Consider the following 19,683-nt stretch of genomic DNA (forward strand, 5'->3'; position numbering starts at 1 on the left):
GAGAAGGCCGGGGCGTCGCCCTGGCCTTCTGCTATTCGATTCGCAAAACGCAAACCCGGTGGGAAATCGGTAACCATCGACGAGATACAATTCGAAACGAATTTTATCTGTCAGGAGGCCGGCTGAACCGGCTCGCCCATGATGTTTTCCCGCGCAGAAAAGACACCCTTGGCCGAATGGTGGTGGTCGATCGACCGTGAGCTGCTCGGTGCACTGATCCTGCTGATGACCTGCGGCATGGTGCTCAGCTTTGCGGCAAGCCCTCCGGTGGCCGAGCGCATCGGGCTCTCGCCCTGGTTTTTTATCATCCGCCACGCCCTGTTCTGCCTCTTGGCGCTGCCGGTGTTGATCGGCGCGTCATTGATGAACCACCGCCAGGCGCGCGTCGCGGCGCTGGTCACGCTGGTTGTCAGCCTTGCCCTGCTCTGGGCAACGCTGCGCTTCGGCACCGAGGTCAAGGGCGCACGCCGCTGGATTTCCTTTCTGGGGCAGTCGGTGCAGCCATCCGAATTCGTCAAGCCGGCCTTTGCCGTGCTGGGCGCCTGGCTGTTCTCGGAATCCATGGTGCACAGGAATGTGCCCGGCAAAATCATTGCTACGCTGATCATGTTCTCCATTGTTGGCGCGCTGTTGCTGCAACCCGATATCGGGCAGACCGCGCTGGTGCTCGCCACCTGGGCGACCATGCTGTTCATCTCGGGCATTTCGTGGTGGATCATTTTCGGGCTGGCCGGTGCTGCCGGCGGGCTGATTGCCGGGGCCTATCTGATGTTCCCGCACGTGTCCCGCCGCATCGATACCTTCCTCAACCCCGAAGGGGGCGGCAATACCTATCAGATCGACCGCGCCTTGCAGTCCCTGCTCGAAGGCGGCTGGTTCGGCCGGGGCCCGGGTGAATCCATCGCCAAAAAGCTCATCCCCGATGCGCATGCCGACTATGTGTTTTCGGCTGCCGCCGGGGAATTCGGCATCATTTTCTGCATGGTGCTGGTGGCGCTCATCGCCTTCATCGTCATCCGCGCCATGATGGGTGCGCAGCGCCAGACCAGCCTCTTCGCCCGGCTGGCTGCCTCTACCCTGGCCATCCAGTTTGCCGTGCAATCGGGCATCAACCTGGCGGTCAATCTCAACCTGGTTCCGCCCAAGGGCATGACATTGCCATTCGTCAGCTATGGCGGTACCTCGATGATCGCGATTGCCTTCGGCATGGGGCTGATGCTGGCCCTGACACGCACCAAGCCCGAGGAACGCATGGTCACCGGTATTCCCACCTACAAGAGCGCATTGGCACCAGCTGAATGAAGAAGTTCATCCTCATGGCGGGTGGCACGGGGGGGCATCTCTTCCCGGCCATGTCGCTGGCCCAGGAATTGGTGCGGCGCGGTCATCTGGTCGAGCTGATGACCGATCATCGCGTGGAAAGCTACGGCTCGGACTTTCCGGCCACGCAAATCCATATCGTGCCCTCGGCCACGCCATCGCTCAGCAATCCGCTCAAATTCGTCGCAGGCGGGCTCAAGATATTGGGCGGCATCGGCGTCGCTTTCGGCAAGCTCCGCCAGAGCAAGCCCGATGCGGTGATCGGCTTTGGCGGCTATCCCACATTCCCGCCTTTCGTCGCGGCCAGCCTATTGGGTATTCCCGGCATCCTGCATGAGCAGAATGCGGTGATGGGCCGCGCCAACCGGGCGCTGGGCCGCTTTGCCGATGTGCTGGCCATGAGCTTTGCCGAAACCAAATTTGCCGACGGCCTCAGAATCGAAAAAGTCGTTACCGGCAATCCCGTGCGCGATCGTGTGCGGGTGCTGGCCGGCATGCCCTATCCGCCGCTCGAGGCCGATAGTCCGGTGAATCTGGTAGTGTTCGGCGGCAGCCAGGGCGCCAAGGCGCTTTCCGACATCGTGCCCGAGGCCGTCGCGCTCATTCCCGAGCATTTGCGGCAGCGCCTGCGCATCGTTCAGCAATGCCGCGCCGAGGACCTGGACCGCGTGGCCGAGGTCTATCGCCGTGCCAAGGTCAATGTTGAGCTGGCTCCCTTCTTCACCGACCTGCCGGAAAAGATCTCCCGGAGCCATCTGGTCATCGGCCGCTCCGGCGCCTCCACCATTACCGAACTCTGCGTCATCGGCCGGCCATCGATCCTGGTGCCGCTGCCCGGCGCGCTCGATGCCGACCAGAAGAACAATGCCCTGGTGGTCGATACAGCGGGCGCCGGCTGGATCGCCGAGCAAGCCACGCTGTCGCCGCAATCGCTAGGCACTCGCCTTACTGACCTCATCACCGACCCGGCGACGCTGACCAAGGCCGCCGCCGCTGCCCGCGCGCTGGGCCAGCCCCGCGCCGTCGAGAAGCTGGCCGACATAGCCGAGCGGCTTGCCGGGAAGGGCACTACCGAAATGGAACGCAACTCATGAAAATGCCCCACAATATCGGCCCCGTTCACTTCGTGGGCATTGGTGGCATCGGCATGAGCGGCATTGCCGAAATCCTGCACAATCAGGGCTATGTGGTGCAGGGGTCCGATGCCGCTGCCAATCCCAATGTGCAGCGCCTGCGCGACATGGGTATTCGCATCGAGATCGGCCAGAAGGCCGAAAATCTTGGCGAAGCGGCTGTTGTCGTCGTTTCCTCGGCCATCAAGAAGGATAATCCCGAGCTGGTCGCCGCTCGCGCCCGGGCGCTTCCCGTGGTGCGCCGCGCCGAAATGCTGGCCGAGATCATGCGGTTCAAGAATGCCATCGCCATTGGCGGCACGCATGGCAAGACCACGACCACCACCCTGGTCGCGACCCTGCTCGATGCCGGCGATCTCGATCCCACCGTCATCAATGGCGGCATCATCAATGCCTATGGCACCAATGCGCGGCTGGGCAGCGGCGAATGGATGGTGGCCGAGGCCGACGAAAGCGATGGCACCTTTGTCAAGTTGCCGGCCGATGTGGCTGTCGTCACCAATATCGATCCCGAGCATCTCGATCACTATCGAGACTTCGAGGGGGTCAAGCGCGCCTTCCACCAATTCGTCGAGAACGTGCCCTTCTACGGCTTTGCCGTGATGTGTCTCGATCACCCCGAAGTGCAGGCCCTGGTGGGCGAAATCCGCGATCGCCGTGTCATCACCTATGGCCGCAATCCGCAGGCCGATGTGCGCCTGGTCGATCTCGAAACCGTCGATGGCGTCAGTCATTTCGCCGTCGAGATCCGCGACCGCATCCGCATGACGCAATTGCGCATCGATGGGCTCGAATTGCCCATGCCGGGCGTCCACAATGCGCTCAACGCCACCGCCGCCATTGCCGTGGCCGATCAGCTGCATGTTCCGGCCGAGGCCATCCGCAAGGGGCTCAAGGGCTTTACCGGCGTCAAGCGTCGCTTTACCCGCACCGGCACCGTTGGCGGCATCACCGTCATCGACGATTACGGCCATCACCCGGTCGAGATCGCCGCCGTGCTGCGCGCTGCCCGCCAGTCCACCAGGCGCGACGTGATCGCCGTGGTGCAGCCGCATCGCTATAGCCGGCTGCATGATCTGTTCGACGATTTCGCAGCCTGCTTCAACGATGCCGACACCGTCATCGTCTCCCCGGTCTATGCCGCCGGCGAGCAGCCGATCGCGGGCGTGACCAATGAAGAGCTGGTCAACCGCATCCGCGCCCGTGGCCATCGCGACGCCCGCGTGCTCGATCGCCCCGAAGACCTGGCCGCGCTGATTGCCGGGCGGGCCGAGGATGGCGACTATGTCGTGTGCCTGGGCGCCGGCAATATCACCCAATGGGCCGCCGCCTTGCCAGGCGAACTGGCCGCGCTGCTGGGCAAAGAAGTACAGTAAGGGATCACGCCATGACCAAACACGTCGCCGTCCTGATGGGTGGCTGGTCCAATGAGCGGCCGGTGTCGCTCATGTCGGGCGCCGGTTGCGCCGCCGCTTTGCGCAATGCCGGCTACAAGGTGAGCGAGGTCGATGTCGGCCGCGACATTGCCAATGTCCTGGCCGAGCTGAAGCCCGATGTGGCGTTCAATGCCCTGCACGGCATGTTCGGCGAAAGCGGCATGATCCAGGGCCTGCTCGAATTGATGCAGATTCCCTATACTCATTCGGGCGTACTGGCCTCGGCGCTGGCCATGAACAAGCACCAGGCCAAGATCATGTTCAAGGCGGCCGGTGTGCCGGTGACCGATCACGTCATCGTCTCCCGCGCCGAAGCCGCGCGGGCCCATGTCATGCCGCCCCCCTATGTCATCAAGCCCATCGCGGACGGCTCGAGTTTAGGGGTTTTCATCGTCAAGGCCGGCACCAGCCATCCGCCACAGGAGATTTTGCGTGAGGACTGGACTTCGGGCGAAGAGGTGATGGTGGAGCGTTACGTGCCCGGCCGCGAACTCACCTGCGCCGTCATGGGCGATGTGGCGCTGGGTGTGACCGAGGTGGTCACCGATCTCACCTTCTTCAACTATGAAGCCAAATACACCAAAGGCGGTGCGCGCCATCTCCTTCCCGCACCGCTTCAACCTAAAATTTACGACAAAGTGCAAAAACTGAGTCTGGCCGCGCATGCGGCTCTTGGTTGCCGGGGCGTGACGCGGTGCGATTTCCGCTACAACGACGCGGTGGGCGAGGATGGTGAACTGGTCTGCCTCGAAATCAATACCCAGCCGGGAATGACTGCGGTTTCCCTGGCGCCCGAGCAGGCGGCTCACGCGGGCCATAGCTACGAAGATCTTGTCTCCTGGATGGTGGAGGACGCGAGTTGCAACAGGTAAAAAGCGAGGCATTTCTCGCTGGCGCGCGGATCGTAAATCCCCGTGCATTGCCTGTTCCTGTCCGCTCCCCGCGGCGCAAACTCATCAATAATGTCGGCCGGGCCTGGGTGCTGCACCGCAAGGCCATCGTGCGCACCTGTTCGGTCATTGCCCTTCTCGCCGTTGTCGGCGTCGTCTATCAGGTCCGTGAACCACTGGGCGCGGGCCTCTCCGCCCTTGGTGGCATCGCGCAGGGCGAATTCGCCGATGCCGGCTTTGCCATTGGCGAAATCTCCATCACCGGCCAGTCGCTGACCAGCGAGCAGGATATTTTCGACGCGCTGGGCATTCAGCCCAAGACCTCCACGGTCAGCTTCGATGTCGAGGCCGCCCGCCAGCGCATTGCCGAGCTGGCTTCGGTCGAGACGGTCAATGTGCGCAAGAATTATCCCGGCGACGTGCTTGTTACCATCACCGAGAAGACCCCCATTGCCCGCTGGCGCATCGATGGCGTGACCTTCGTCGTTGACGGGCAGGGCGAGCAGATCGGGGAAGACCAGGGCGCCTATAGCGACCTGCCGCTGGTCATCGGCGATGGCGCGGCCGACGATGCCTTGGTGATGATCCGGGCGCTCGAACAGTTTCCCGGCCTCAAGAATGGCCTTCTGGCCCTGTCGCGCATCGCCGACCGCCGCTGGGACATGATCTATGACACGGGCCTGCGCGTGCAATTGCCCGAGCTGGGCGTGGCCCAGGCGCTGCGCAAGCTCGCCATGTATGAGGCGGACTATCGCCTCCTGGATCGCGATATCACCGTGATCGATCTGCGCGTCGACAATCTCGTTGCGCTGCGCCCGACCAAACCTGCCGTAGAAGAAACCAAAACGCGATGATGACCGACGCCATGACCTCTCGGCTGCGCCCCGTCCAGCCCGGCAAAACCACTCTGGTTGCGGTCCTCGATATCGGCTCGACCAAAATTTGCTGTGTCATTGCCCGCCTCACCCCTCGCGCCGAGGGCAAGGCTCTGCGCGGCCGCTCGCACCAGGCCGAAGTCATCGGCTTCGGCTATGGCCCCTCGACCGGGGTCAAGAGCGGCGTCGTCACCGATATCGAAAAGGCCGAGCATGCCATTCGCTCCGTGGTCGGCATGGCCGAGCGTGCGGCAGGCCTGACGCTCGAAAGCGTCATCGTCAATGTCACCGCCGGCCGCCTGGGTTCGGAAACCTTCTCCGCTGCGGTCTCGCTCGATGGCCTGGAAGTCGAAAAGGCCGACATTCATCGCGTGCTGCGCGCCGTCAATGAACGCTCGGTTCGCCCGGAACGCTCGATCATTCATGCGTTACCCATCGGTTACGCATTGGATGGCCAGAAGGGCATCCGCGATCCCAAGGGCATGGTGGGCGAAAAGCTGGGCGTCGACGTCGCCGTGATCAGCTCCGAGACGCTGGCCATGCGCAATCTCGAACTGGTGCTGCATCGCTGCCACCTGCAGATCGAAGCCCTTATCGCCACGCCCTATGCGTCGGGTCTTGCTACCCTGGTCGATGACGAAGCCCAGCTTGGCGTCGCCTGCATCGATTTTGGCGGCGCGACCACCACGGTTTCCGTCTTCAACGACGGCCATCTGGTCTATGCCGACGCCATCGCCATTGGCGGCCATCACCTGACGCTCGATATCGCCCGCCAGCTTTCGGTCAGCGTGGCCGATGCCGAGCGCCTCAAGACCTTCTATGGCTCGGTGCTGCCCGGCCAGGCCGACGAGCGCGACATGATCGCCATCCAGCCCGTGGGCGCCACCCATGACGAGGCGCCGGGGCAGGTGGCCCGTTCGGTGCTCACCCGCATCATGCGTCCCCGCATCGAGGAAATTCTCACCGCCATTCGTGACCGCATGCAGGCGACCGGCATGATGGATGTCTGTGGCCGCCGCTTCGTACTCACCGGTGGCGCCAGCGAAATGACCGGCCTGCCCGAAGTCGCCCGCCGCACGCTGGCGCGCAATGTGCGCAATGGCCGCCCCATGGGTATCGCCGGCCTGCCTGAGATGGCCAAGGGCGCCGCCTTCGCCACCGTCGCCGGTATGCTGATCTATCCGCAGGTTTGCGCCCAGGAATATGCCGAGCCCCGCGGCCGCGGCCGGCTGACCGGCACCGACGGCTATTTTGCCCGCGTCGGCAATTGGCTGCGCACCAGCTTCTAAAACCGGATTGTTCGCCCTACATTGGTGGCATGAGCAAGCAGATCTACAAGCGTAGCGGCGCGCATCTGCCGGATAATTGCCGGCCGGGCTGGGACATTTTGTTCACGCTGGGCGACAAGTGGACCGGCCCCGTATTGGGCACCCTCTCGCGCGACGGGCGGCAACGCTTCAGTGACATCGAGAAGGCCTTGCCTGCTCTGTCGCAGCGCATGCTGACCTTGACGCTGCGGCGGCTGGAGCGGGATGGGCTGGTGCAGCGCGAAATCTATCCCGCCGTGCCGCCGCGCGTGGAATATGAGCTGACCGAGCGCGGTCGCAGTCTCTTGCTGGCCGTCAAGGATTTCGCCAGCTGGGGGTTCAAGAACCACGAAGACATCGAGCGGTCGCGGCAGCGGTTCGACGCCGCCGAATAGGCCGGCCTGGCGAACAAATTTGTTCGCTTGGCTACAAAATGTGCCGCCTTGTCCGTGGTTTAGGCACGTCCCTATCTTTCGTTCACCTGTCCTGGCGCTCGTCCAGGTCTTGAATGAAAGTGGATGGACATGACTGACAAGCCCCGGATCGGGATCATTATCGGGACGACGCGCCCGGCGCGTTTTGGCCACAAGCCGGCCCAATGGTTTTACGATATCGCCCGCCAGCGCGACGACGCCGATTTTGAAATCGTGGACCTGCGGGACTATGATTTGCCGCTATTCGCCGAAGACCGCTCGCCGATCTTCGCCCCATCCGAAAACCCGGAAGTGCGGCGCTGGTCCGACAAGATCGCCAGCCTCGACGGCTATATCTTCGTGACCGCCGAATATAACCACAGCATATCGGCCGCGCTCAAGAATGCGCTCGACTCCATCTATCCCGAGTTCGGCCGCAAGCCAGCGAGCTTTGTCGGCTATGGCGCAACGGGCGGTTCACGAGCCGTGGAGCATCTGCGCGGCATATTGGCCGAATTGCATGTGGCGACGCTCAAGCAGGCGGTCCATATCGGCATGACCGAGATGATGGGCTTTCTCATGCACGGCAAGACCTTTGCCGATTTCCCCTATCTCGACCAGACGGCGGGTCCGGTTCTCGACGATATCGTCTGGTGGTCGCGGGCCCTGCGAACGGCGCGTGCCGCCTAGCACGACTGAGGGGCGGGTCTGCTGCCGCCCCTCTCTAGCTCCGCAAATCGCGCAGGCCCGACCATACCAGCGTGCCGCCCAGCGCGCCGAATGCCAGGCCGAACACGCCCTGGATGATGCGGGCGAAGCGATTATAGGCGCTCATCGCCATGCCGGTCGAAAACAGCAATCCGTAGGTGCCGTAGATGGTCAGCGCCGTGATGGCGACAACGGGGCCGAAGGCCAGCACCTGCCATTGCGACAGGCCCGCACCAAGCAGGAATGTGGCGATTGCCGACCACATCAGCGCGGCCTTGGGATTGGTCATCACCACTACAAAGCCGCGCCGCCATGCCGCAAGGCTGGAAAGCTGGCCGGCGCCTGTCGTTATCGTCATGCCCTGGCCCTTGCGGATCGACCACAAGGCGCGGATGCCCATATAGAGCAGATAGCCGCCACCGGCGAATTTCAGTACGGTCAGCAGGAAAGGATAGGCCTCGAACAGAGCGCCAAGGCCCAGTGCCGTAAGCAACGACCAGGCTAGGCACCCCGTGGCGATGCCCGTGACAACGAGCAAAGCCGGTCGCCGTCCCTGGCCTAGAGCCGCGTCGGCAACGGCCATCAAATTAGGCCCGGGGGAGGCCTGCGCCGCGCAGACGCCGAGCCAGGCAATAAAGAATGCTTGCAGCATAGTCTCCTCCATCAGCGCCTGGCGCTTTGCTTTATGTCGCTCACCAGGCCCGGCCGGCCTCTTCACCCAGCATCGCCGCCAAACGCTTCCGCGTCGCCGCCTCAAACACCTCTGGCCAGACAATATCAAGCCGCTGAGCCATGGCGCGGGCGCGCGGCATGAATTCGCGGGCAATGGCGAAGTTGGCTGCAATCAGGGCTTCGCGTTCCGGTCCGGGATAGGGCAGGGAGCGGAGCAAATCCATCTGCTCGGGCGGCAGAAGCTTGGACTGATGCAGTATCCCGCCGGGATCGGGATTGCTCACATCCTGCATCAGCAGAGTTTCGAGATGTCCGCGCAACATGGCGACGCCCAGGACCATGGTGACATATTCCTGGCGCCCCAGTGCTACGGGCATCAATCCCAGCATGCGGATGAATTCGTGAATGAGATAGCTGACCGTGCCCTTGTCGGGCTGCCGGGACGGCAGTGTATCGGGCAAGGTCTCGTAGACCCCATCGCGATCCACCAGTGGCTTGACCGTGTTCCTCGCGCGGCGGCCGAAATTTTCAGGCGTGACGATGTTGAGGTCGCAACGCAGCCAGTCTTCCGAAACCGCGTTGAGCAGTGTGCCGCCGCGGTTCAACTCCTGCCAGAAGACGATGGGGATAATGCTGTCCAGCGTCTGCCGCCAATCGGCAGCGATGGCCGCATGATCCTCTGGTGCGGCCAGGGCGACCAGATCGACGTCGCTCCATTCGTCGTCCGTCCCGCGGCCGAAGCTGCCTGCTAAAAAGAGGCCGCGAACGGCTTCCTTGTTTGCCATTTTCTCTTTGACAGCGGCAATCAGCTCGTGCTGGTCCATATTCCTCTCCCTTGCTGGCGGGAGAGAACCATATCGAGCGGAAAGCAGCTAGGATCAATCGGCCTGCCTGCCATCCACCCACAACGTCATTCCCGCGCAGGCGGGAATCCACTCTTCAACCGTTGCAGAAGAAAGCATGGATTCCCGCCTGCGCGGGAATGACATCGTGGGTGGGAGCCGCTGGACGAGACGACACTGCAAACCTAGCCCGCATAGGCCTTCTGCAGATCGGCGACCACCAGCTTGCCCATCTTGAGCATGGCCTGCATTGCCCGTTGCGAGCCCGCCGGGTCCTTGCCCATCACCGTCTCGTAAATCTGCTTGGGCACAACCTGCCAGGACAGGCCAAACTTGTCCTTGCACCAGCCGCATTGGCTTTCCGCGCCGCCATCGGCAGTGAACCGGTTCCAGAAATAGTCCACTTCGGCCTGGTCGGCGCAATCGATCATGAAGGATACCGCTTCGGTAAACTTGAATTCCGGTCCGCCGTTGAGCAGCATGAATTTATGCCCCTCAAGCTCGATGACGGCGGTGAAGGCAGGGCCATTGGGGTCCTGGTGGGTTACCTCGTGCACTTTGGCCGACTTGAAGGTGGTCGTGTAGAATTCGATGGCCTCGTCGATGCGGTTGTCGAACCATAGGCAGGGCATAATGGAAGTCATGTCAGGTCTCCTCGGTTTTGCATAACCATTTTGTTATAAGCGTGTTTGGTTATATATGTCAACCGGCCGCGCAGCCGGCTTGGTTAACAACCCGCCAATGCCGGTTTGGTTGGTGTCGCATTTTGCGTTCACGTTAACACCGGTGAGACAATTGTTAGGACGCGGTTAACGAATTGGGGGGTAAACCTTAACCAATCAAGCCAGTATGGGGCCATTCATGACCATCAACCTCACCATCCCGGATATTCAGGAACTCAAGCCCCGCATCACCGTATTCGGTTGCGGTGGCGCCGGCGGTAACGCCGTTAACAATATGATCGAATCCGGCCTCGATGGTGTGGACTTCGTGGTCGCCAATACCGATGCGCAGGCTCTCGCGCTCTCCAAGGCGCAGCGCATCATTCAGCTCGGCGTCGGTGTTACCGAGGGCCTCGGCGCCGGTTCGCACCCGGAAGTCGGTCGCGCTGCGGCCGAGGAAAGCTGGGACGAGATCAACGATCACCTCTCCGGCTCCCATATGGTGTTCATCACCGCCGGCATGGGTGGTGGTACTGGCACCGGCGCTGCCCCCGTCGTGGCCCGCGCTGCTCGCGAGCAGGGTATTCTCACCGTTGGCGTGGTCACCAAGCCGTTCAATTTCGAAGGCAATCGCCGCGCTCGCCTGGCCGAAGATGGCATTGATGAGCTGCATCGCCATGTCGATACGCTGATCGTCATCCCCAACCAGAACCTGTTCCGCGTCGCCAATGAAAAGACGACGTTTGCCGACGCCTTCTCCATGGCCGACCAGGTGCTGTTCTCGGGCGTTGCCTGCATCACCGATCTGATGGTCAAGGAAGGCCTGATCAACCTCGACTTCGCCGACGTGCGCGCCGTGATGCGCGGCATGGGCAAGGCGATGATGGGGACGGGCGAAGCTTCGGGCGAAGATCGTGCCCGCCACGCCGCCGAGGCCGCCATTGCCAATCCGCTGCTTGACGATGTCTCGATGCAAGGCGCCCGTGGCCTGCTGATCTCCATCACCGGCGGCCCGGACCTGACCCTTTATGAAGTCGATGAAGCAGCCAGCCGCATCCGCGAGGAAGTCGATCCCGATTGCAACATCATCCTGGGCGCGACCTATGATCCGGGCCTGACCGGCACGATCCGCGTCTCGGTGGTTGCCACCGGCACCGATGCCACCATGGTTCAGGCGCTTGAGCCGGCCAAGCCGCATGCTTCGCGCACACCGCTCGAAGTGCGCCGCCATGTGCCTGTTGAGCCGACCCGCACTGCCGCCGAGCGCGCTGCCATTGCCACCCCGGCCGTGAGCCAGGCTATCGAGCATCAGGTCGAGGCCGCCGTTGCCGAAGCCATCACCTTCGACAATCCTGCCCCGAGCTATGGCCATGAAGACGACGGTGTCTTCGTCGAGCCCTATATCCCGGCCGCCGACTCGATCCACGATGCCGATGAGCCGTCCATGGTTCAGGACGAGCCCGTGCCCAGCGTTTACGTGCCGTCCCATGCCGCCCGTCCTGATGGACAGCGCCGCATGCCGCGCACCGAGGAGCTTCCGGTTGTTGCTCGCCGGTCACAGCAGGAGCAGGAACGTCCGGATGCCGAGCCGCGCAATGCCCGGGCCCTGTTCAAGCGCCTGGCCTCCAATGTCGGGCTTAATCTGGGCCAGTCCCAGCCTGCCGAACGCGACGAGCCGGCCTATTCCAACGCCGACGATGCCGCGGCTCGCAGCGCGATTGAGGCCGGTCCGGCAAGGACTTCGCGGGTTGCGCCCCAGGCTGGTGGAGCCCAGGGCAATCTCGACCTGCATGGCCGCCAGCCGGCCCCGGCGCCTCAAAAAGAACATCTTGAGATTCCAGCATTCCTTCGCAAGCACGGTTAATGCCCTGCTGACGGATTTGTGAAACGTGACTCGGTGCGGCTTCCGCACCGAGTTTTTTTTGGATAATGGTGTCGCCGGTCGTCCCGGGCTGGGGTCGGAGTAATTTCTAGTATGCAAAAACTAACGACGCGCCAGCGTACCCTAGCGGCGCCGATCTCGTTCGCGGGCTACGGCGTTCACAGCGCCCAGCCCGTCACATTGACGCTGAGCCCGGCTGCGGCCGATAGCGGCTTGCTGATCTGCCGCGAGCTTGGCGAAGGCCGCACCACGCCCCCCGTTCCGGTGCATTTTTCGCGCGTGGCCCGCACCACGCTCTGCACCACGCTCGATCTGGGCGACAGCCTCAGCGTTGCGACCATCGAACACGTCACCTCGGCCCTGTCGGGCATGGGCGTCGACAATGCACTCATCACGCTGGATGGGGGGGAATGCCCCATTCTCGATGGCAGCGCGCGCCCCTTTGCCGAGGCGATCCTGCGGGTCGGGCTCGAAATCCAGCCGGCACAGCGCAAATTCCTCAAGATCATGCGCGCCGTCACCGTGCGCAATAATGATGCCTTTGCCGCGCTCGAGCCCTATAATGGCCGCTCGTTCGACCTCGAGATCGATTTCGACTCCAAGGTCATCGGCCGCCAGCGGATGATCTTCGATTGGACGCCGCGCCGCTATTACGAGGATATTTCGCGCGCCCGCACTTTCGGTTTCGTGCGCGATGCCAAGATCCTGCGCCAGGCCGGCTATGCCCTTGGCTCCAGCCTCGATAATTCCATCACCCTGCATGAGGATCGCATCCTCAATCCGGGCGGGCTGCGCTACGAAGACGAGTTCGTGCGCCACAAGCTGCTCGATGCCATCGGCGATCTGTCGCTGGGCGGCCTGCCGATCTGGGGCCGTTTCCGCTCCTATAAGGGCGGCCACGCGCTTAACGCACATGTGTTGACAGGGCTGTTTTCCAGCGAAGCCAATTATGAAATCGTCAATGCGGAAGATCTTCCGCTCGAATTCGAGGCTTTCGACGACCAGCCCGATGGGTTAGAGATCAATCATTACCTGCGGTCCGTGCGCTGATCCCTGCCGGGTTCTGGCGCGCGCCACAGTTTTGAACCATTTGCTAACTACGCCGCAGACAGCGGTTACCTGAGAGAGACGGGGCAGTTCGTGACAGTTGATGCTATTGGTGGTTTCACCAGCCGGGCCGCGCGGTTCCTGACGGTTGGCTTTCTGGTCCTGGTGCTGGCCGGCTGTTCGGGCTTTAACCTGTTCGGGCCGCCCAAGAACCGGGAAGAGCCGATCATTCCGGCCGAGGCGCTCTATCAGCAGGCGCTGGATAACATGGACCAGCAGCGCTACGTCACGGCCATCGGCCATCTCGAAAAGCTGGAGCGTCAGCATCCCACTTCCGCCCTGAGCGAGAAGGGCAAGCTGATGCAGGTCTATGCCAATTACCGAATCGGCCGCTTCTCGGAAGCCATTCTGGCCGCCGACCGGTTCCTGGCCGTCTATCCGAACGGCAAGGACGTGGCCTATGTGCTCTATCTCAAGGGCAATTCCTATTTCGGCCAGATCAAGGACATCACCCGCGACCAGCAATTGTCGCGTGACGCCATCGACACCTACAACCTGATCATCTCGAACTATCCCAAGTCCGAATATGCCCAGGACGCCAAGGAAAAGCTGCTGGTTGCCTTCGATCAGCTCGCCGGCAAGGAAATGTCGGTCGGCCGCTACTATCTCGGCAATGGCCAGTATCTGGCCGGCATCAATCGCTTCCGCACGGTTGTCGAGCAGTATCAGACCTCGACCCATATCGAAGAGGCGCTGTACCGCCTGACCGAGGGCTATCTGCTGCTGGGCCTGGTCAACGAAGCCAAGACGGCCGCTGCGGTTCTGGGCCACAATTACCCGACCAGTTCCTGGTATAAGGAAGCCTTCGCGCTGCTGGGCAAACAGGGCCTTGCGCCCGAGATGAACACTGGTAGCTGGCTGGCCGCTGCCCGCCGCTAGACAATAGATGTTGCTATTTTGTTCCGGGGCGCGCTAAGGTGCGCCCCGTTCTATTTGTGACGTCGAACACGTGGCAAATATCCACTGCCTCGTTCTGCTTCCTGTGTGAAACAGGGATTCGCGCCTTCGCGGGAACGATGTGGCGGGAGTAAACTAGACGGGGTTGTCCACCGGGCGCCCGACCGATGTGCACTTTGGGAAGTCCCGCGCATGCTGAACGCGCTTTCGGTTCGCAACATCGTCCTGATCGATCAGCTCGATCTCGCGTTGGATGGCGGCATGACCGTGCTGACCGGCGAGACCGGCGCCGGCAAGTCCATTCTCCTCGATTCGCTGACCCTGGCCCTGGGTGGGCGTGGCGATGCGTCCCTGGTCCGCACCGGTTGCGAGAGCGGGCAGGTGGTGGCCGTGCTGCAATTGGCGCAGGATCATCCGGCCCGCGCCGCCCTGCGCGACAATGCCATCCCCGATGATGAAGACATCATCCTGCGCCGCGTGCAATTTGCCGATGGCCGCACTCGCGCCTTCATCAACGACCAGCCGGTGTCGGCCGCGCTGCTGCAGCGCGTGGGTAGCCAGATTGTTGAAATCCATGGCCAGCATGACGACCGGGCGCTGGTCGATGTGGCGACCCATCGTGCGGCCCTCGATGCCTTTGGCGAGCTGGAAAGGCCGGTTATGGCCGTTCGCGACGCCTGGCAGGCGCTGACCGAGGCCCAGGAAGCCGTTGCCGAACAGAAGGCTCTGGTGGCCGAAGCCCTCGCCGCCGAGGAATATGCCCGTCACACGGTCGACGAATTGAGCAAGCTCAAGCTGGTGGCCGGCGAGGAAGATGAGCTGGCCGAGCGCCGCCAGCAATTGCAGCAGGCCGAGAAGTCGGCTGCCGACGTCACCGAGACCGATGAAATCCTCAATGGGCCCTCGGCCCCGGCGCCGGCTCTGGCGGCCCTGATGCGCCGGCTCCTGCGCAAGATCGATGGCGGCGCGGCCCAGTTCCAGCCCATTGTCGATGCCCTCGATCAATCGCTGATCGCGTTGGACCGCACCGGGGAGGCGCTTGAAGAGCTCAAGCGCGAAATGGCCTATGATCCGGGCGAGCTTGAGGCCGTGGAGGAGCGCCTGTTCTCCCTGCGCGCCGCCGCCCGCAAGCACCAGACGACGCCTGAAGGGCTGGTCGACGTGCTGGCCAAATACACTGCCGATCTTGAAACCCTGCAGAATGGCGAGGCCAAGCTAGTGGCCCTGACGGCGGCCGAGGCCAAGGCGATGGAAGCCTATCGCAAGGCCGCCGAAACGCTGAGCGCGGGGCGCACCAAGGCCGCCACGGCGCTGGGCAAGGCGGTCGGCGCCGAATTGCCCGATCTCAAGCTGGGTTCGGCCAAATTCATTGTCGATCACCAGGTCGACAAGCACCGCATCGCAGCCGCCGGGTTCGATCAGATCGCCTTCCATGTGCAGACCAATCCCGGCACCGCCGCCGGTCCCTTGCTCAAGGTGGCCTCGGGTGGCGAACTCAGCCGGTTCCTGTTGGCCCTCAAGGTGGTGCTTGCCGATCGCGGTTCCGCCCCTGTCCTGATCTTCGACGAAATCGACACGGGCGTTGGTGGCGCCGTTGCCGATGCCATCGGCCGGCGCCTCTCGCGTCTTGCCGGCAAGGTGCAGGTGCTGGCCGTCACCCACGCTCCCCAGGTTGCCGCCCGCGCCCAGCGTCATCTGCTCATCGAAAAGCAGGCCGTGGAGGAGGGCGCTTTCGTGCGCACCCATGTCAAACCGCTCGACACACCCGCCCGCAAGGAAGAAGTCGCCCGCATGCTGGCCGGCGCCAGCATTACCGACGAAGCCAGAGCTGCCGCCAGCAAACTGTTGAGCGAAGTGGGGTAGGGATCCGCTTCCTCCCGGCTGCTGAGAGTTGTTTCCCACAGTGTCATTCCCGCGAAAGCGGGAACCTCTGTTTCTTGCTGCTGTAAAACGGAGGTTCCCGCTTTCGCGGGAATGACTCCGCGCTAAAGTAGTGGTGCCGTGTATTCTGAGTGATGCTATGACCGACCTGTCCATCAAACCCGTCGACGAACTCACCGAGCCGGAGGCCGATGCCGAGCTGGCTCGCCTTGCCGCGGCTATTGCCCAAGCCGACATCGCCTATCACCAGAAGGACGCGCCGGAGATCACCGACGCCGATTATGATGCGATGCGCCGGCGCAATGACGCCATCGAGGAAGCCTTTCCCCATCTGGTGCGTGAGGACAGCCCTTCCATGTCGGTCGGCGCGCCGCCCGCCGAGGGGTTTGCCAAGGTGCGCCATGCCGTGCCGATGCTGAGCCTGGCCAAGGCCTATACGGACGAGGATGTGGTCGATTTTCTGGAGCGGGGCCGCCGGTTCTTCCAGCGCGACGAGGGTCTGGAAATCGCCTTCACCGCCGAGCCCAAGATCGATGGCCTCTCGGCTTCGCTGCGCTACGAGGATGGCGTGTTCGTGCAGGGCGCGACCCGCGGCGATGGCGCTGTGGGTGAGGATATTACCGCCAATCTCAAGACCATTTCGGATATTCCGCAAAAGCTCAACGGCTCGGATTGGCCGCAAAGCATCGAAATTCGCGGCGAGGTCTACATGACCTATGCCGAGTTCCAGGCGCTCAAGGCGCGCTCGGCGGCTGCGGGCGGGCAGGATTATGTCAATCCGCGCAATACCGCTGCCGGCTCGCTGCGCCAGAAGGATGCCTCGGTTACCGCCAGCCGCAATCTCAAGTTCTTCGCCTATGCCTGGGGCGCCACCACCCAGGACCCGGCGCCGACCCAGTATGATGCCGTGCAGAAATTCGCCGAATGGGGGTTCAAGGTCAGCCCGCTGATGGTGCGCGCCAAATCGGTGGACGAGCTTATCGCGCAGTATCGCCTTATCGAGGAGCAGCGGTCGTCACTGGGCTATGACATTGACGGGGTGGTCTACAAGGTCGACCAGCTCGAATTGCAGCGCCGCTGGGGCTTCGTGACCGGCGAGCCGCGTTGGGCGGTAGCCCACAAATTCCCGGCCGAACAGGCCAGCACCGTGGTCAAGAAGATCGACATCCAGGTCGGCCGCACCGGCACGCTGGCGCCCGTGGCGCGGCTGGAGCCGGTAACGGTGGGCGGCGTGGTGGTGGAAAACGTCACGCTGCACAACGAAGATTATATCAAGGGCTTCGACAGCAATGGGCTGCCGATCCGCGAAGGCATCGATATCCGCATTGGCGATACCGTCGTCATCCAGCGGGCAGGGGACGTTATTCCCCAGATCGTTCGCGTGGTGCGGGAAAAGCGGCCCGCCGACGCGGTTCCCTATGAATTCCCGCACGAATGCCCGGTCTGCGGTTCGCCCGCCACGCGGGAAATCAACGAAAAGACCGGCAAGGAAGATTCGCGTCGGCGCTGTACCGGAGAGCTGATCTGCCCGGCACAGGCCGTGGAACGGCTTCGCCATTTCGTGTCGCGTGGCGCCATGGATATCGAGGGGCTGGGCGCCGAGAATATTGACCTGTTCTTCAATGCCGGGCTGGTCAAGACCGCCGCCGATATCTTCACCCTCAAGGACCGCCGGAGCGATGTGCAGCGCGCGCTGGCCGCGCGCCGCGAGGAACAGGCGCGCCAGCGCGAGGCGGCTTCGGGCAAGACGCGCAAGAATGTCCGCGGCGTCGAGGACCGCAATTATGAGGGGCTCGACAAACTCTTTGCCGCGATCGATGCGCGGCGCGAGCCCGAACTCGATCGCTTCATCTTCGCCCTGGGCATCCGCCATATCGGAGAAACCACCGCGGCCGTGCTGGCGCGGACGTTTTCGACGATGGAGGAACTGATCCGGGTCGGCAAGGAAACGGCAGCGGCCGCCGACCCGCACAGCGTCTTTCCTTCGGTTGACGGCATCGGGGGCACGGTCATCGAGGCGCTGGTCGATTTCTTCGGCAATGAGCGCAATGACGATGTGATCGAGGCGCTTTTGCGCCAGGTTCATCCCAAGCCCTATGTGGTGAACGTATCGGCCGACAGTGTCATTGCCGGCAAGACGGTGGTGTTCACCGGCTCTCTCGAAAAAATGACACGATCGGAAGCCAAGGCTATGGCCGAACGGCTGGGCGCCAAGGTTGCCGGGTCGATATCGGCGCAGACCGATATTCTGGTGGCCGGTCCCGGCGCCGGCTCCAAGCTCAAGAAAGCTGAAGAGCTGGGCGTCGAGGTGATCAGCGAAGACGAGTGGTTCGAGCGGGTCGCCAGATAGCGCGGCTCATCGAAGGGAGAGACGATGAAGCGCAATATTCTGGCGGCAGTTGCACTATTGGCCCTGGCTGCTCCGGCCGTGGCGGGGGAAGCGGGCGATGCGCTGATCGAGCATCTCTATGCCGGCACGGCGGCCGAAGGTCTCGCCGATGCGGGCCGCGCCTGCGATGCCCCCGATCAGGAGGGGTGTTTCGCGCTTGGCCTGCTGAAATTCGTCACGGCTTATGAAGGTCTGGCGCAGGATCTCTATCGGTATGGCGCGACCACGCCCGGCACCTCTCCCGCAGCCATGCTGCTCGGGTTGAACATGGGCGTCGAAAGCATCCCGGCCAATCCCAACCCCGAGCCGCTGACCTATGAGGGGCTGCGCACCGTCCTTACCGATTTCCTGGATGATCTCGATCGAGCGCGAACCGCTTTCGAACTCGCCGGCGGGGAAGGCGACTATGTCATCGCCATCGACCCGTTCAAGGTGCGGATCGATTTCAACGGCGACGGACAAGCCGGCGAGGGTGAGACGCTCGGTGCGCTGATCGGCTCGATGGGCGAATTCACCGATATTCCTGCCCCCGATGGCCCGCCGCCCGGCGGCAAGACCAAGGGCGATGCGCCGGCACCCCTCGATACCACGATCGGGTTCGATCACGCCGACGCCATCTGGTTCGCCGGCTATTCGCAGGTCGTGGCGGCGCCGGTGGATTTGCTGCTGGCCCATGATTTCTCTGACTTCTTTAACGCCTACCTGCACCGCGTCTTCCCCAAATCCGGCCTGCCCATGCAGGATTATTCGAGCGGCGGCATGCTGTTCATGGACCCGGAAAGCGATACCGGCATTGCCGATATCATCGCCGCCATCCACACGCTGAACTTCCCGGTGACCGATGTCGAGCGCCTGGCGGGCGTGCTGGTCCGGCTCAAATCCATCACCGCGCTCTCCCGCAAGAATTGGGAGGCGATCCTGGCCGAGACCGACGACAATCGCGAACTGGTTCCGTCGCCCAAGCAAACCTCGCTGTTCCCCGGCATGCCTGTCACCCAGGAGGTTGTCGATGCCTGGATGGCCACGCTCGACACCGTGGACGAAGTGCTCGACGGCAAGCTGCTGGTGCCCCATTGGCGTTTCAAGCAGGGCTTTGATGTCAAAGCCTATTTTGAGACGGCGACGCGCACCGACCTGGTCATGATCCTCACCGGTTCGGGCGCCTTGCCCTATCTCAAGGAGGGGCCGATTGCCGATGCCGCGAGCTTTGCGGAGGCCAATCGCGTGCTGGGCACCAATTGGTTCAACTATGCCTTCTGGTTCAACTGA

The 19,683-nt window shown here is 62.9% G+C and carries 17 protein-coding genes; 14 read left to right on the forward strand and 3 right to left on the reverse strand.

Translation table 11 applies throughout. The annotated features are described in order from the left end of the window. The first annotated feature begins 141 nt into the window (after window positions 1-141). The 8 genes from QQL79_RS03970 (at window position 142) to QQL79_RS04005 (ending at window position 8,064) form a co-directional block, all read left to right on the forward strand. The gene (locus QQL79_RS03970; RefSeq protein ID WP_284392814.1) at window positions 142-1,302 is read left to right on the forward strand and encodes an FtsW/RodA/SpoVE family cell cycle protein; all 1,161 of its coding nucleotides are present in this window, start codon (window positions 142-144) and stop codon (window positions 1,300-1,302) included. Continuing rightward, a complete protein-coding gene (gene murG, locus QQL79_RS03975) occupies window positions 1,299-2,414 on the forward strand; it encodes an undecaprenyldiphospho-muramoylpentapeptide beta-N-acetylglucosaminyltransferase (protein WP_284388129.1) in 1,116 nt (371 codons plus the stop codon). Before QQL79_RS03970 ends, murG begins: the two co-directional genes overlap by 4 nt. Then, the gene (murC, locus tag QQL79_RS03980) at window positions 2,411-3,829 is read left to right on the forward strand and encodes a UDP-N-acetylmuramate--L-alanine ligase (RefSeq protein WP_284388130.1); all 1,419 of its coding nucleotides are present in this window, start codon (window positions 2,411-2,413) and stop codon (window positions 3,827-3,829) included. Before murG ends, murC begins: the two co-directional genes overlap by 4 nt. A gap of 11 nt (window positions 3,830-3,840) precedes the next feature. Beyond that, window positions 3,841-4,761 (forward strand): D-alanine--D-alanine ligase, encoded by a 921-nt coding sequence (locus QQL79_RS03985; protein ID WP_284388132.1) that lies wholly within the window; start codon window positions 3,841-3,843, stop codon window positions 4,759-4,761. Further along, complete coding sequence (locus tag QQL79_RS03990; RefSeq protein ID WP_284388134.1) at window positions 4,749-5,633, forward strand: cell division protein FtsQ/DivIB; 885 nt, start codon at window positions 4,749-4,751, stop codon at window positions 5,631-5,633. The genes QQL79_RS03985 and QQL79_RS03990 overlap by 13 nt, the downstream gene beginning before the upstream one ends. Window positions 5,634-5,644: 11 nt before the next feature. Further along, window positions 5,645-6,943 (forward strand): cell division protein FtsA, encoded by a 1,299-nt coding sequence (ftsA, locus tag QQL79_RS03995; RefSeq protein WP_284388136.1) that lies wholly within the window; start codon window positions 5,645-5,647, stop codon window positions 6,941-6,943. 29 nt (window positions 6,944-6,972) lie between these two features. After that, on the forward strand, window positions 6,973-7,356 hold the full coding sequence (locus QQL79_RS04000) for a winged helix-turn-helix transcriptional regulator (RefSeq protein WP_284388139.1): 384 nt from the start codon (window positions 6,973-6,975) through the stop codon (window positions 7,354-7,356). A gap of 129 nt (window positions 7,357-7,485) precedes the next feature. Continuing rightward, complete coding sequence (locus QQL79_RS04005) at window positions 7,486-8,064, forward strand: NADPH-dependent FMN reductase (protein WP_284388141.1); 579 nt, start codon at window positions 7,486-7,488, stop codon at window positions 8,062-8,064. A gap of 34 nt (window positions 8,065-8,098) precedes the next feature. Here the strand turns inward: QQL79_RS04005 and QQL79_RS04010 are convergent, their stop codons facing one another. From QQL79_RS04010 to QQL79_RS04020, 3 genes are all read right to left on the reverse strand, one after another. Next, window positions 8,099-8,734: a LysE family translocator gene (locus QQL79_RS04010; RefSeq protein WP_284388143.1), complete on the reverse strand. Its 636-nt coding sequence runs from the start codon at window positions 8,732-8,734 to the stop codon at window positions 8,099-8,101. Between the two features lie 40 nt (window positions 8,735-8,774). Further along, on the reverse strand, window positions 8,775-9,578 hold the full coding sequence (locus QQL79_RS04015; RefSeq protein WP_284388144.1) for a nucleotidyltransferase domain-containing protein: 804 nt from the start codon (window positions 9,576-9,578) through the stop codon (window positions 8,775-8,777). 203 nt (window positions 9,579-9,781) lie between these two features. After that, entirely contained in the window at window positions 9,782-10,240 is a 459-nt protein-coding gene (locus tag QQL79_RS04020; RefSeq protein WP_284388147.1) for a VOC family protein, read from the reverse strand. Between the two features lie 217 nt (window positions 10,241-10,457). Between QQL79_RS04020 and ftsZ the strand changes: the two genes are divergently transcribed. The 6 genes from ftsZ to QQL79_RS04050 all read left to right on the forward strand — a co-directional run bounded on the left by ftsZ (window position 10,458) and on the right by QQL79_RS04050 (window position 19,683). Next, window positions 10,458-12,122: a cell division protein FtsZ gene (ftsZ, locus tag QQL79_RS04025; protein ID WP_284388149.1), complete on the forward strand. Its 1,665-nt coding sequence runs from the start codon at window positions 10,458-10,460 to the stop codon at window positions 12,120-12,122. Between the two features lie 111 nt (window positions 12,123-12,233). Continuing rightward, window positions 12,234-13,190: a UDP-3-O-acyl-N-acetylglucosamine deacetylase gene (gene lpxC, locus QQL79_RS04030; protein WP_284388151.1), complete on the forward strand. Its 957-nt coding sequence runs from the start codon at window positions 12,234-12,236 to the stop codon at window positions 13,188-13,190. Between the two features lie 90 nt (window positions 13,191-13,280). Next, window positions 13,281-14,126 carry an outer membrane protein assembly factor BamD gene (locus tag QQL79_RS04035; protein WP_284388152.1) on the forward strand — a complete coding sequence of 282 codons (846 nt, stop codon included), beginning with the start codon at window positions 13,281-13,283 and terminating at the stop codon, window positions 14,124-14,126. Between the two features lie 210 nt (window positions 14,127-14,336). Beyond that, window positions 14,337-16,007 (forward strand): DNA repair protein RecN, encoded by a 1,671-nt coding sequence (gene recN / locus QQL79_RS04040; RefSeq protein ID WP_284388153.1) that lies wholly within the window; start codon window positions 14,337-14,339, stop codon window positions 16,005-16,007. A gap of 166 nt (window positions 16,008-16,173) precedes the next feature. After that, entirely contained in the window at window positions 16,174-18,375 is a 2,202-nt protein-coding gene (gene ligA, locus QQL79_RS04045; protein ID WP_284392815.1) for an NAD-dependent DNA ligase LigA, read from the forward strand. A gap of 24 nt (window positions 18,376-18,399) precedes the next feature. Beyond that, window positions 18,400-19,683: a hypothetical protein gene (locus QQL79_RS04050; protein ID WP_284388156.1), complete on the forward strand. Its 1,284-nt coding sequence runs from the start codon at window positions 18,400-18,402 to the stop codon at window positions 19,681-19,683.

This window comes from Devosia yakushimensis, assembly GCF_030159855.1.
Lineage (GTDB): Bacteria > Pseudomonadota > Alphaproteobacteria > Rhizobiales > Devosiaceae > Devosia > Devosia yakushimensis.

What these genes read in the sequence shown, in the direction of transcription:
- QQL79_RS04020 (WP_284388147.1), bottom strand. Translation starts at nt 10,240, where the DNA reads ATGACTTCCATTATGCCCTGCCTATGGTTCGACAACCGCATCGACGAG.
- QQL79_RS03970 (WP_284392814.1), top strand. Translation starts at nt 142, where the DNA reads ATGTTTTCCCGCGCAGAAAAGACACCCTTGGCCGAATGGTGGTGGTCG.
- lpxC (WP_284388151.1), top strand. Translation starts at nt 12,234, where the DNA reads ATGCAAAAACTAACGACGCGCCAGCGTACCCTAGCGGCGCCGATCTCG.
- QQL79_RS03985 (WP_284388132.1), top strand. Translation starts at nt 3,841, where the DNA reads ATGACCAAACACGTCGCCGTCCTGATGGGTGGCTGGTCCAATGAGCGG.
- recN (WP_284388153.1), top strand. Translation starts at nt 14,337, where the DNA reads ATGCTGAACGCGCTTTCGGTTCGCAACATCGTCCTGATCGATCAGCTC.
- QQL79_RS04050 (WP_284388156.1), top strand. Translation starts at nt 18,400, where the DNA reads ATGAAGCGCAATATTCTGGCGGCAGTTGCACTATTGGCCCTGGCTGCT.
- QQL79_RS04005 (WP_284388141.1), top strand. Translation starts at nt 7,486, where the DNA reads ATGACTGACAAGCCCCGGATCGGGATCATTATCGGGACGACGCGCCCG.
- ftsA (WP_284388136.1), top strand. Translation starts at nt 5,645, where the DNA reads ATGACCTCTCGGCTGCGCCCCGTCCAGCCCGGCAAAACCACTCTGGTT.
- murC (WP_284388130.1), top strand. Translation starts at nt 2,411, where the DNA reads ATGAAAATGCCCCACAATATCGGCCCCGTTCACTTCGTGGGCATTGGT.
- QQL79_RS04000 (WP_284388139.1), top strand. Translation starts at nt 6,973, where the DNA reads ATGAGCAAGCAGATCTACAAGCGTAGCGGCGCGCATCTGCCGGATAAT.
- QQL79_RS04015 (WP_284388144.1), bottom strand. Translation starts at nt 9,578, where the DNA reads ATGGACCAGCACGAGCTGATTGCCGCTGTCAAAGAGAAAATGGCAAAC.
- QQL79_RS04010 (WP_284388143.1), bottom strand. Translation starts at nt 8,734, where the DNA reads ATGCTGCAAGCATTCTTTATTGCCTGGCTCGGCGTCTGCGCGGCGCAG.
- ftsZ (WP_284388149.1), top strand. Translation starts at nt 10,458, where the DNA reads ATGACCATCAACCTCACCATCCCGGATATTCAGGAACTCAAGCCCCGC.
- murG (WP_284388129.1), top strand. Translation starts at nt 1,299, where the DNA reads ATGAAGAAGTTCATCCTCATGGCGGGTGGCACGGGGGGGCATCTCTTC.